Annotated in this window: 17 protein-coding genes and 1 tRNA gene; 15 read left to right on the forward strand and 3 right to left on the reverse strand. The window is 62.8% G+C overall.

Features of this window, described 5'->3' with window-relative positions; genetic code table 11:
* Positions 1-563 precede the first annotated feature (563 nt).
* From J4H91_RS14880 to J4H91_RS14930, 11 genes are all read left to right on the forward strand, one after another.
* Positions 564-1082: an Asp23/Gls24 family envelope stress response protein gene (locus J4H91_RS14880; RefSeq protein WP_208047038.1), complete on the forward strand. Its 519-nt coding sequence runs from the start codon at positions 564-566 to the stop codon at positions 1080-1082.
* Positions 1079-1270, forward strand: a complete 192-nt coding sequence (locus J4H91_RS14885) for a DUF2273 domain-containing protein (RefSeq protein ID WP_208047039.1) — start codon at positions 1079-1081, stop codon at positions 1268-1270. Before J4H91_RS14880 ends, J4H91_RS14885 begins: the two co-directional genes overlap by 4 nt.
* Complete coding sequence (locus J4H91_RS14890) at positions 1267-1656, forward strand: NTP pyrophosphohydrolase (protein WP_208047040.1); 390 nt, start codon at positions 1267-1269, stop codon at positions 1654-1656. Before J4H91_RS14885 ends, J4H91_RS14890 begins: the two co-directional genes overlap by 4 nt.
* On the forward strand, positions 1657-2238 hold the full coding sequence (locus J4H91_RS14895) for a DNA/RNA endonuclease G (RefSeq protein WP_208047041.1): 582 nt from the start codon (positions 1657-1659) through the stop codon (positions 2236-2238).
* Positions 2235-2852, forward strand: a complete 618-nt coding sequence (locus J4H91_RS14900) for a hypothetical protein (RefSeq protein WP_208047042.1) — start codon at positions 2235-2237, stop codon at positions 2850-2852. Before J4H91_RS14895 ends, J4H91_RS14900 begins: the two co-directional genes overlap by 4 nt.
* 37 nt (positions 2853-2889) lie before the next feature.
* Positions 2890-3105, forward strand: coding sequence for a hypothetical protein (locus tag J4H91_RS14905; RefSeq protein WP_208047043.1), 216 nt, complete (start codon positions 2890-2892; stop codon positions 3103-3105).
* 82 nt (positions 3106-3187) lie between these two features.
* Positions 3188-3361, forward strand: a complete 174-nt coding sequence (locus J4H91_RS14910) for a CsbD family protein (protein WP_208047044.1) — start codon at positions 3188-3190, stop codon at positions 3359-3361.
* 71 nt (positions 3362-3432) lie between these two features.
* The gene (locus J4H91_RS14915) at positions 3433-3699 is read left to right on the forward strand and encodes a GlsB/YeaQ/YmgE family stress response membrane protein (RefSeq protein ID WP_055346123.1); all 267 of its coding nucleotides are present in this window, start codon (positions 3433-3435) and stop codon (positions 3697-3699) included.
* 118 nt (positions 3700-3817) lie between these two features.
* Positions 3818-4384 (forward strand): RNA polymerase sigma factor, encoded by a 567-nt coding sequence (locus J4H91_RS14920; RefSeq protein WP_208047045.1) that lies wholly within the window; start codon positions 3818-3820, stop codon positions 4382-4384.
* A complete protein-coding gene (locus J4H91_RS14925; RefSeq protein ID WP_208047046.1) occupies positions 4381-5001 on the forward strand; it encodes an Asp23/Gls24 family envelope stress response protein in 621 nt (206 codons plus the stop codon). Before J4H91_RS14920 ends, J4H91_RS14925 begins: the two co-directional genes overlap by 4 nt.
* A complete protein-coding gene (locus J4H91_RS14930; RefSeq protein WP_208047047.1) occupies positions 4998-5390 on the forward strand; it encodes a hypothetical protein in 393 nt (130 codons plus the stop codon). Before J4H91_RS14925 ends, J4H91_RS14930 begins: the two co-directional genes overlap by 4 nt.
* Before the next feature lie 248 nt (positions 5391-5638).
* Here the strand turns inward: J4H91_RS14930 and J4H91_RS14935 are convergent, their stop codons facing one another.
* On the reverse strand, positions 5639-5842 hold the full coding sequence (locus J4H91_RS14935) for a hypothetical protein (protein WP_208047048.1): 204 nt from the start codon (positions 5840-5842) through the stop codon (positions 5639-5641).
* A gap of 222 nt (positions 5843-6064) precedes the next feature.
* Here J4H91_RS14935 and J4H91_RS14940 point away from each other — a divergent pair, with 222 nt between their 5' ends.
* The 3 genes from J4H91_RS14940 to J4H91_RS14950 are packed head-to-tail and all read left to right on the forward strand — an operon-like array spanning position 6065 to position 8739.
* A complete protein-coding gene (locus tag J4H91_RS14940; protein WP_208047049.1) occupies positions 6065-6610 on the forward strand; it encodes a hypothetical protein in 546 nt (181 codons plus the stop codon).
* 30 nt (positions 6611-6640) lie between these two features.
* Positions 6641-7747 carry a fatty acid desaturase family protein gene (locus J4H91_RS14945; RefSeq protein ID WP_208047050.1) on the forward strand — a complete coding sequence of 369 codons (1107 nt, stop codon included), beginning with the start codon at positions 6641-6643 and terminating at the stop codon, positions 7745-7747.
* 44 nt (positions 7748-7791) lie between these two features.
* Entirely contained in the window at positions 7792-8739 is a 948-nt protein-coding gene (locus J4H91_RS14950; RefSeq protein WP_341783569.1) for a diacylglycerol/lipid kinase family protein, read from the forward strand.
* A gap of 87 nt (positions 8740-8826) precedes the next feature.
* Here J4H91_RS14950 and J4H91_RS14955 read toward each other — a convergent pair whose 3' ends face one another.
* Positions 8827-9045: a hypothetical protein gene (locus J4H91_RS14955; protein ID WP_208047053.1), complete on the reverse strand. Its 219-nt coding sequence runs from the start codon at positions 9043-9045 to the stop codon at positions 8827-8829.
* Between the two features lie 314 nt (positions 9046-9359).
* Here J4H91_RS14955 and J4H91_RS14960 point away from each other — a divergent pair.
* Positions 9360-9433: transfer RNA gene (locus tag J4H91_RS14960), tRNA-Pro, on the forward strand.
* Positions 9434-9664: 231 nt separating this feature from the next.
* On the opposite strand, the gene J4H91_RS14965 is transcribed toward J4H91_RS14960, so the two are convergent.
* Positions 9665-9847: a hypothetical protein gene (locus tag J4H91_RS14965; protein WP_208047051.1), complete on the reverse strand. Its 183-nt coding sequence runs from the start codon at positions 9845-9847 to the stop codon at positions 9665-9667.
* Between the last annotated feature and the right edge of the window lie 135 nt (positions 9848-9982).

A 9982-nucleotide genomic window follows, 5' to 3' on the forward strand; every position in this document is an offset into this window, starting at 1 on the left:
ACCTATCACCGGCGGCGGCGACAGGCCAGGCTCGGGCGTTTGACGCCGGTCGAGTACGAGGCCATCATGAACGAGCAGGTCGCACTCGCTGCCTGACCAAGCTGTCACCAACTCGTGCAGCAGACCCTCTCGGTTTGCCTCCCCCTATCCGGAGTACTGTCAGGCATAGAGGCTCCAGACCTTCTCGAGCGCTCTACCAGAAAGCAGGGACATCATGTCCGATCACAAGAACGCAGCACCGAACCCTCAGGCGAAGGAAGCAGCCGGCACCCCGGCCGAGGAGAAGCCGAAGGCACCGGAGCAGCCCGCGGGCAAGTAGCGTTTAGGCCTCACGGTCACTGAGTTTGAGTCCCTGCTCTCTTCGGAGAGCGGGGACTTCTTCGTGTCGCTGGGGCCGTTAAGTGGTGGTGTCGTTGTCGATCTTGCTGATGTGCTGGGCTCGTTCGCTCCGCGACTTCGTGACGATCGGTAGCCAGGGACCGTCTCATATGTAGAGCGTCGTTCTTCGCTCGTTGACTGGTGCGGTTTGTAGGCTGCGCTGCTGATGTATGGAGGTAGTTCAGATGGCTACGGATGAGATGAACACGACTATTGCTTCCGAAGGGAGCACTCCTGCGACTCGGGCTGGGAAGACGCCCGGGCACACCTCGCGCGTGGATCGTGTACCTTCGACCTTCCAAGGCGCTGCTGGTGACGACAGCCAGTCTGCGGGACGGACGACGATCGCCGAGGGCGTGGTCGCGAAGGTCGCGGGCATCGCTGCTCGTGAGGTGTCGGGGGTGCATGCGCTTGGCGGCGGCGGGGCGCGTGCATTCGGTGCGATTCGTGACGCGGTGAACGCGACGGATCTCACGCAGGGAGTGAAGGTCGAGGTGGGTGAGACGCAGGCTGCCGCGGATATCACGATCGTGGTCGACTATCCGGCGCCGATCCAGGAGGTCGCCGATAACGTTCGCAGCGCGGTGACCGCGGCAATCACTCGTCTGGTCGGTTTGCAGGTCGTTGAGGTCAATATCGACGTGAATGATGTGCACCTCCCGACTGACGACGCCGACGACGACATCGAGTCGCGCGTCTCATGAGTGCGACGCTGACCGGGGCGCTGGTCGGCGCAGTGCTGGCTTTCGCTGCGCTGATCTTCGGGTTCTGGGGATTCCTGCTGGTCGCGCTGCTCATGGTGGTCGGGGCTCTGACCGGGCGAGCGATGTCGGGTGAGCTGGATCTCCGAGCGCTCGCGAGCGCGTTCACGGGGAGGCGAACCTCGTCATGAGCGTGCTGACCGTTGCATCCCCGAGCATTGCGAGCACACCTGATGCTGTTTCGCCGGCGCCTGGGAGCGTTCGGGTGCATGAGCGCGTCATCGACAAGGTTGTTCGGGAAACGTCAGCGGTCGCGATCGGTGTGTCTCGAGACGACGTGAACGTCGAAACGGCTGAGTGGGGCGGAGGTCTTGCCGTGCGAATCGCGGCGAAGCTCCCCGTCCCCGATCTCAGCGATCTCGAGGCGATCGAGGCTGCGGTGCCGGTCCTCGAACGGGTTCGTGCACTTCAGGCCGAACTCGCTGAAGAGTTCGCGCGTTTGACAGGACGGGACATCCGCCGTGTGTCATTCACCGTCACGGGAGCGATCATCCCGAAGCGAAAGCGGGTGAGGTAGATGACGAGTGCCGTGCTGAAGCGCGTGGTGCGTCGAGAGACACACTCTCCGCGCACCGTCTCGACCGTGATCGTCCTTGCGCTAGTCGTAGTTGCTGCGATCTACGTGGGTGTCGAGATTGTCCTACATCTTCTCGGTGTTGGTCCGTTGCTGGTCGCGCCCGGAGCCGCGCTGACGTGGCTGCAGGAGCTGCCGGACCAGCATCAGGGCCTGGTCGTCGCAGGAGGACTCCTCGCGGCGGTTGCCGGGGTGGTTCTCGTGTGGTTCGCTCTCGGCGCCGGCCGAAGGCCGAAGCACGAGCTGGGATCCTCCTCGTATGCGGTGCTTGTGGATAACGGAGTGATCGCGTCGTCGGTCGCGGAGCGGGTGCGGCGTGAGCTGGACCTCTCCAAAGGCGCCGTCGTCGTAGGTGTCGGTCACCGCAGCGCGGATATCACCGTCAGGCCAGCGCCCGGACAACCCGTCGATAGGCGTCATGTACGCGCGGTGGCAGAGTCGGAACTGGCCGGTTACGAGTTGTCGCCCCGTGTGAAGGTGCGGGCACGAGTCCTGCGTGCCGCAGATGGAGAGGCCATGTCATGAATGCCACGAACCGAGGCGTGAACCGAGCGGTCCTCTTCATCGTCGGCGTTCTGCTGATCGGCGTTGGCGGTGCAACGGTGATGGCCATGTTGTGGCCTGTTGCCGGCGACCTCTGGAAGAGCTGGTCATCGACCGGGGTGGACTGGATGGTGAGCGCGGATCAGGCGTCGCGCATTTCGGAAGCGACTACGGTGAGCTGGTTCACTCTGGCGATCCTCGCTCTGCTGGCGCTGATGGTGGTCATCGCGGTGATCGTCATCGCCCGGCTGGGTGGTGGACGAAGCATCGTGGTGATCCGCGAAGAGGCCGGGACCGGGGCACTAGGGTCGGTCACGATCCGTCATGGATTCGCGGCCGACGCGATCACCCGATCCCTCGAGTCGCGTGAAGAGATCCTCTCCTCGAATGTGAACGCCCGCAGACTGTGGGGCGCCGATGTCCTTCATGTGAGCGTCACGCCGAGGCAGAACGTCTCACCTGCCGAGGTCGCCGAAACGGTGACGGGGCTCGTCGACCGCCTGGCGACCTTGCTGGGGCGGGAGATCTCGACGATCGTGACGATCCATTCCGGGATCCGCTCGCGGCTCGCGGCTGACCAATCCCGAGTGAACTGACCCCCGCGTTACCGGGGCTTGACGAAAGGAACAATCGATGCGGAAGAACATCCTGATACTTGCGGTGATCGCTGTTGCCGCCTATCTGGTCGGCGTGGAGTCGGCAAAAGCGCGCGGGAAGAACTACGAGGACCTGCGACACCAGCTCGAACGGCTCTGGACGAACCCAGAAGCGAAGAAGTCACGCAAGCGCATGGCGAAGAACGCCCAAAAGTCGCTCGAGAAGGCACGCAAGAACTTTCTCGGCAGCTAGGGCAAAAGTGCAGCAAGGCGCTGCCCCAGAACGTCGCTCCCAGACCCCGGGAGCGTTCCAGAGAATGAAAGGAAATCACACGATGAGCACTGGAGACAAGATCAAGGCCGCAGCCGACAAGGTCACCGGTCAGGTGAAGGAGACTGTCGGCAAAGCGACCGACGATGACAAACTCGTCGCCGAAGGCAAAGCGGACCAGGCGAAGGGAACCATCAGAGACAAGGTCGAGGACGTCAAGGACGTGTTCAAGAAGTAACCGCGCCATCGGGGCGGGCGAGATCGCCCGCCCCGATTACCCCGTTTCACTCATTCGAAAGGACTGCTCTCATGGGCTTCTTCAGTTTTCTCATTCTCGGGCTGATCGCCGGCGCGATCGCCAAGCTCATCCTCCCCGGCAAGCAAGGCGGTGGCTGGTTCGTCACCCTGCTGCTCGGTGTTGTCGGGGCGATGCTCGGGGGCTGGCTCGGCGGCCTCATCTTCAACGTCAACCTGCAGGGCTTCTTCAACCTTTCGACCTGGCTGCTCGCGATCGGCGGATCGATCCTGGTGTTGCTCATCTATGGCCTGATCACCGGTCGCCGCGCGAAGAAGTGACCCAACCTCACAAGCCATGGACGAACTGACGGAAACGGGTAAGGATGAGGGCCAACGGGCGGTCGTCGCACCGTTGGCCCTCGAAGGAGAGGTGCCCTTGGTGTCAGGGGGATGAAGGATGAGCAGTGAGCCTTACCGCAACCCGTTGGAGTCAGCGGACGACCGGATCATCGCCGGACGCGCCGCAGACGGAGACACGGCAGCATTCGCCGTGCTTGTTCGCAGGTACACCCCGATGATGCGTGCTTACACGCGGCGGATCCTTCCGGGCAGCGCGGATGTCGACGACGTCGTCCAAGACGCGTTCATCACCGCCTGGGACCAGCTCCCGAAGCTGGATGATCCCGGGCGGGTGAAGAGCTGGCTCATGCGGATCACCAGCCGCAAAGCGATCGACCGCATCCGATCCACCCGACCCCACTCCGATCTGAGCGAGACAGAGCTACCGGCACCGGATCAGATGGCCCCGCCGCGACGAGCGGAAGCGCGAGCAGGGATCGCGGCGTTGAGCGACGCGATCAATCGGCTCCCCGACGCCCAGCGTGAATGCTGGGTGCTGCGAGAGCTGGGCGACTATAGCTACGAGGAGATCGCCCAAGAACTGGACCTCCCGGTATCGACGGTTCGGGGATTGCTCGCCCGTGCACGAAAAGACATCATTGTTCGAATGGAGCAGTGGCGATGAACGAACACGACACCCCTGATCCGCGGGGCCGCGTGACCGAGTTCGAGGACCTCGATGGGCACACCATTGAAGAGCTCTCTGACTACCTCGATGCCGGGCGCACCCCTGTGGATGCTTCGATCGAAGGCTCGCCCGGTTGCCGCATCGCTCTGGATGCCCTGACCCGTCTTCGAGAGCTCACCCCCGAGCTCCTTGCAGCCGACACTTCGGCGGAACCGGAGCCCGACGACACCTGGGTGCAGAGCATCCTCGCCGGCATCACTCTGGACGCGCGCGCCGGACGGCGCATCCCACTGCCTGCGCCCGCGCTCGAAGCCGACTTGGGCATCACCGAGGGTGCCGTCCGGGGCGTGATCCGCGCGGCGGAGCACACCGTGCCCGGCGTCGTTATCGGCAAATGCCGATTCGACGGAGATGTCACGGTACCGGGGGAACCGGTGCGAATCCGCGTCGATGTCAGCGTGCCCTACGGCGAACCGATCCCGGATCTTGCAGAACGCCTCCGCAGTGAGATCAGTGCACGTGTGATGACACACACTACGCTGAACGTGACCGGCATCGACATCACCGTGCACGATATCCAGCAGCTTCAGAACCGGACAGAAGGAAACCGATGACCGAGCCGACGGATCAGGCAATGGCCGAGGACATCGAGACTGCGATCAGGGCCATTCCCGGTGTCGCTTCGATCTTCCGCACTGGCGGCATCATCTCGAAAGTGGTCGATGCCGGCGCTCAGCTCCTCGGAGCTCAACCGAATGAAGCGCCACTTGTCCGCTGGGAGCATACGCCGGACGGCCCGCGAGCAGAGGCCGCGATAGGCGTGCTCGCCGCCGCGGGAGCTGCTGAAACCAGTCGCCGAGTACACGCAGCGATTACCGCGCTGTGTGCCGATCGCGGCTGTGCCCCTGTGGAGATCCATCTCACCGTCGTCCACATCGACGAAAGCTCGGAGCTTTCCCGTTCAGACGAGTCGCGAATGGGGACCCATCCGAAGGCCGACTGAAGTATCGCCTCAAGAGTAAAAGCCTCCGCTCGGCACCGGGCGCATCAACGAGTTCGGCGGGAGACCTCCGGCAGAACGGATCTCAAACTCGCAGGATCGACCTCCTCGGAACTGTCGGCAGCTCCCAGGGAGCTGTACCGGTCTCATGCCCCAGTCCGTGGGGTGATGGACGACGGAGCCGGGACCGCGAGTCCTTGCCGGTGCTCAAAATAAGAGTCGGCGCTGCCTGTTGAGCAGTTTCAAGGACGTCACGTTACCCCCGCGAGGTAGCATCCAGTCTGGTCGTCGTCTTGTTCGCGGTTGATCTCGGCCTCCCGGTGGAGGGCGGTCTCTTCGGTGGGGGCGTACGCGTGCCCGGAGTCCTGCACAGCGCGTTCCCATCGTTCTGCCCGTTTCCGCGCGACCCGTCGATGATCCGGGCCTTTCCTCGCGGTGTTCTCCGTCTCACTCATGCCCTCACCGTAACTCGCCCGGATGTGAGGCATACAGTTTCGAGGAGCTCCGAAGGGCTGGCCTTGGGATGGTGCTGACCGGCGCACTCCGCTCGTGCGGCTGCGCCGAAACTCGTGCGTTGCTGAGGCCCGAATATTCTTGAGAGCACGGCCCTCTCCTGCGTTTTTTCATAGGGTCGTCAAAGATGTGAGGCGTACATGTTTGGGGCGTATCGTCAGATCATGGATACACAGACACGAACGAGCGGCGTGGACGCCGCGACGCTGGGCCTGGGATCGGTGTTGGTGGGTTCGTTGCCTGCCACGCTGATGACCGATGAGGCCCCGGATCGATACACGGTGGAGGCCGTGTTCACGCGACGGCCCGAACGGGACGAAGTGATCGAGATCCTGGGGAGCGAGACCCGTGACTTTCTCGCGAAAGCCGGCTATCCGACCGTGGAGGTGACGATCTCGGACCGTCGCCTGGAGATCGCGAACACGAACCTCGAGGAGTTGCGCGACGGACTTGCGAGCGTTCTCGCGGATCGCCTGGCCGACATCAGCGCAGGGGTCCGGGATCGTCAGGACGCGGCGGCGGTCGTGTTCCAGAACGCGGCTGTGAGCGAGAACGCGCGCACCGCGGCGGTCACCGCTCTCGCGGAATCCGTTACTTTCGCCCCATCCCCAGCTGGTCAGGATTCGGTGGACTCGGAGGCGAACGGTGTCCGGTCGGATCGCGCTCAGATCGATGACTGGACTGATGAGGGCGGTCACGGACGTTCTTGACGCCCGAGCCCGCAGGATCTCAGGTGCATCATGAACGAGTATCGTTCGACCCGGACTCCACGAACGAGCCGGCCAGTCAATGGCAAGGGCGGGAGCGAGTTCACGACGTTGGCGAAAACGATCCGAGAACAGGGGCTGCTGCGTCGCCGGTATGGGTATTACTGGACGAAGCTGGTCGGGCTGCCCCTGGTCCTCGCCGGCGGCTTGTTCGCGTTCGTCTGGATTGGTGATACCTGGTGGCAACTGTTCACTGCCGCGTTTCTCGCGATCCTCTTCACCCAGATCGCGTTCCTGGGCCATGATTCGGCACATCGCCAGATCTTCATATCGGGGAAATGGAACGACTGGGTGAGCATCGTCCTCGGTGATCTGCTGGTTGGTATGAGCTATGGGTGGTGGCAGCATAAGCACACGCGCCACCATGCAAACCCGAACAAGTTGGGTGCCGATCCTGACATCGACCTTCCGGTGATCATCGTCACTCCGGGTCGAACACCTCCGAGAAGCCGGACGCTGAGATGGCTTCGGGCGCATCAGGGCGTGTTCTTCTTCCCGATCCTGCTCCTGGAAGGGGTGTCGTTGCACGCGTCCGGGGTACGCCGAGTGCTCGCAAGGGGCGAGCTGAAGCGGCGCTGGGTGGAGATTCTCTTTCTGCTGATCCGGCTGACCGGGTTCCCGGTGCTGGTGTTCATCGTGCTCTCGCCGGGAATTGCGTTCGTGTTCCTCGCCGTGCAGCTTGGTGTGTTCGGGTTCTATATGGGAGCCTCGTTCGCGCCGAACCATAAGGGGATGCCGGTCGTGCGGAGCGACGTGAGTCTCGATTTCCTGCGACGCCAGGTGATGATGAGCCGGAACATCCGCGGTACCCGTGTTCTCGATACTGCTATGGGTGGCCTGAACTATCAGATCGAACACCACCTGTTTCCTTCAATGCCTCGCCCGCATCTGCGCAAGGCAGCACCGATCATCGCCGAATACTGCCGAACCCACGATGTCCCGTATTTGCAGACGGGATTGTTCGCTTCGTACGCCATTGTCGTGCGCTACATCAACCGTGTCGGGCTCGGGGAACGCGAAGTGTTCACCTGCCCGCTCATCGAACAGCGCAATCACTTCACGATGCCAGCAGCATCGTGAGGTTTCCTCGCGCAGACGGGACGGTGAGGCGGTCACATGCCGCCGTGGTCTATCACCCGGCGAAGATCCCACTGGAGCGCGTCCGTGCTGCAGTAGAGATGCATGAGCGAGCTCTGGGCTGGGCAGCTTCACGCTGGCACGAGACCAACGCACAGGATTCCGGACGCGCCGCGGCAGAGCAAGCCCTGGCGGGTGACCCGGCAGTCATCATCGTGGCCGGTGGCGACGGCACCGTCCGAGCCGTCGCAGACGTCGTCCACAGCTCCGGGATTCCCATCGCACCGATCCCCACCGGTACCGGGAACCTACTAGCCCGCGACCTCGGTATCTCGCTCGGCGATGTCGAGGGCAACATCGAGACGGCATTCACCGGCGCGACGCGGGCCGTGGACGTCGGGATCGCCGAGTTCGAAGATGCCACCAGCACCTCACAACGACATGCCTTCGTCGTCATGGCAGGTATCGGTCTAGACGCTGAGATGGCCGAGTATACGAGCGCAATCGCGAAGAAGCACCTCGGCTGGTTCGCGTACGTCACCCCTATCGCCAAATCGATCATCATCAACCGGCTCTTCCATCTCGACTACCGAGTCGATCAGAGCAGGGTCAGGTCCACGCGGGCGCACACGGTGATCGTGGGCAACTGCGGGACACTCACCGGAAACATGCTCCTGATCCCCAGCGCGGTCATCGATGACGGGCTTCTCGACGTGGTCATGATGCGCCCGAAAGGACGATTCGGGTGGGCTCGGATCGGCACGCGCCTCACGCTGCAGGGCATCGCACGCCGCTCCCGGCTCAGCCGGCGCGTGCTCGAGCGCGCGCCGGATATCCACGCTCTCGCGTACGTTCAAGGCAGGCAGTTCGAAGCGCGCTTCGACATCCCGCACTTGATCGAACTCGACGGAGACAGCTTCGGCCACGTGACCCGCGTCAATGTCGGAATCAGACCCGGTGCATTGCAAGTCCGGGTTGCCCGGCGAACCGACTGATCGCAAGCAAGCAATGCCGGGGCGTGCGGTACGCACGCCATACCGTAAGAGAACATCCCCCGCTGAGCCACGTGAGGGAGAGGCGGGTTATGCTTTCGAACGCTTCGCGCGCTGCCGGAGCAGCCCGAATATCAGGGTGCCGACGAAAAGCACGATTCCGATGATGGCCAACCAGAGCAGGCCCTCGAACACGAACCCTACGATCGACAGCACCGCCCATGCCACAAGCAAGATAAGAAGAACTGTCCACATGTTCCTCACCATACGCGCTTTCTCAGGCCAGAAGCCATGCTCGGCAACACTCACAGGAACATCGTGCCGCGACTTCCCGGCGCAGGGGGCGGCATCTTTAACTGGAGGAGATCTCTACGTTCATGAAATTTCGTCCAGGAGGTCGCCATAAACCCATCATTAACCCTGCAGGATGTTGCTGGCAGGATGCAGAACTAGTGGGCCAATTTAGTGACCAACGCTCTGCAAACCATGCAAAACCTGACGTGATCTGCAACGTGTGAAACACTAAAACCCCGGTCAAGTGAGAGAAAAGACCGATCCGTCTGCCTGGGGGTTAAGGGGTTTGCCCCTCCCGGACGGCCCAAAACAACTGAAAAATGATGCCACGGGCTGTGGCGCAGCTTGGTAGCGCACCTGACTGGGGGTCAGGGGGTCGCAGGTTCAAATCCTGTCAACCCGACGAAAAAGCCCTGATGAGAAGCCATTTCTCGTCAGGGCTTCTCTCGTTTCTGGTGACCTTCGCCGGAGCTCGGGGCGGGTCCCGGAGCAGGTTCGTGAGTCGCTTCGAGGTTCGGTCGAGCGTCGGTCAGATTCGGGTCTAGTGGGCCAAAAAGTGGAAATCTAGTGGGCCAAAATCCGGGCAGGTTGAGGCCTCGGCTCCGGCTCGGGAACCGAGGGCGGCGGTTGTTCGTCAGAGCTGGGGTCCGTTGCGGTGGGGCGGCTCCTTCCTGTTCTGCCGGGTCTTCGGTCTCGCGAGGAACTGGTTGGCGAGTTGGGCGGCCTCGTTCAGCTGCCGGTGATCGGGATGCAGGTAGCCCTTGGTCGTCTCGATCGACGCATGCCCGAGGATGCGCTGCAGCACGTGGAGCGGCACCCCGGCATCGGGTCTGTCAGATTAACGGTGGATCTGGCCTGGCACATTTCAGTTGATTCGGCCTTCGAAGGTGATCGCGAAGGCGTTGAGTGCGGGCTTCCACCTGGTCACCCAGCGTGCCCGACCCCGGCCGGT

Origin of the sequence: Leucobacter ruminantium, assembly GCF_017565705.1 — a bacterium.
In the GTDB taxonomy this organism is placed as follows: Bacteria; Actinomycetota; Actinomycetes; order Actinomycetales; family Microbacteriaceae; genus Leucobacter; species Leucobacter ruminantium.

What these genes read in the sequence shown, in the direction of transcription:
- J4H91_RS14880 (WP_208047038.1), top strand. Translation starts at nt 564, where the DNA reads ATGGCTACGGATGAGATGAACACGACTATTGCTTCCGAAGGGAGCACT.
- J4H91_RS14885 (WP_208047039.1), top strand. Translation starts at nt 1,079, where the DNA reads ATGAGTGCGACGCTGACCGGGGCGCTGGTCGGCGCAGTGCTGGCTTTC.
- J4H91_RS14890 (WP_208047040.1), top strand. Translation starts at nt 1,267, where the DNA reads ATGAGCGTGCTGACCGTTGCATCCCCGAGCATTGCGAGCACACCTGAT.
- J4H91_RS14895 (WP_208047041.1), top strand. Translation starts at nt 1,657, where the DNA reads ATGACGAGTGCCGTGCTGAAGCGCGTGGTGCGTCGAGAGACACACTCT.
- J4H91_RS14900 (WP_208047042.1), top strand. Translation starts at nt 2,235, where the DNA reads ATGAATGCCACGAACCGAGGCGTGAACCGAGCGGTCCTCTTCATCGTC.
- J4H91_RS14905 (WP_208047043.1), top strand. Translation starts at nt 2,890, where the DNA reads ATGCGGAAGAACATCCTGATACTTGCGGTGATCGCTGTTGCCGCCTAT.
- J4H91_RS14910 (WP_208047044.1), top strand. Translation starts at nt 3,188, where the DNA reads ATGAGCACTGGAGACAAGATCAAGGCCGCAGCCGACAAGGTCACCGGT.
- J4H91_RS14915 (WP_055346123.1), top strand. Translation starts at nt 3,433, where the DNA reads ATGGGCTTCTTCAGTTTTCTCATTCTCGGGCTGATCGCCGGCGCGATC.
- J4H91_RS14920 (WP_208047045.1), top strand. Translation starts at nt 3,818, where the DNA reads ATGAGCAGTGAGCCTTACCGCAACCCGTTGGAGTCAGCGGACGACCGG.
- J4H91_RS14925 (WP_208047046.1), top strand. Translation starts at nt 4,381, where the DNA reads ATGAACGAACACGACACCCCTGATCCGCGGGGCCGCGTGACCGAGTTC.
- J4H91_RS14930 (WP_208047047.1), top strand. Translation starts at nt 4,998, where the DNA reads ATGACCGAGCCGACGGATCAGGCAATGGCCGAGGACATCGAGACTGCG.
- J4H91_RS14935 (WP_208047048.1), bottom strand. Translation starts at nt 5,842, where the DNA reads ATGAGTGAGACGGAGAACACCGCGAGGAAAGGCCCGGATCATCGACGG.
- J4H91_RS14940 (WP_208047049.1), top strand. Translation starts at nt 6,065, where the DNA reads ATGGATACACAGACACGAACGAGCGGCGTGGACGCCGCGACGCTGGGC.
- J4H91_RS14945 (WP_208047050.1), top strand. Translation starts at nt 6,641, where the DNA reads ATGAACGAGTATCGTTCGACCCGGACTCCACGAACGAGCCGGCCAGTC.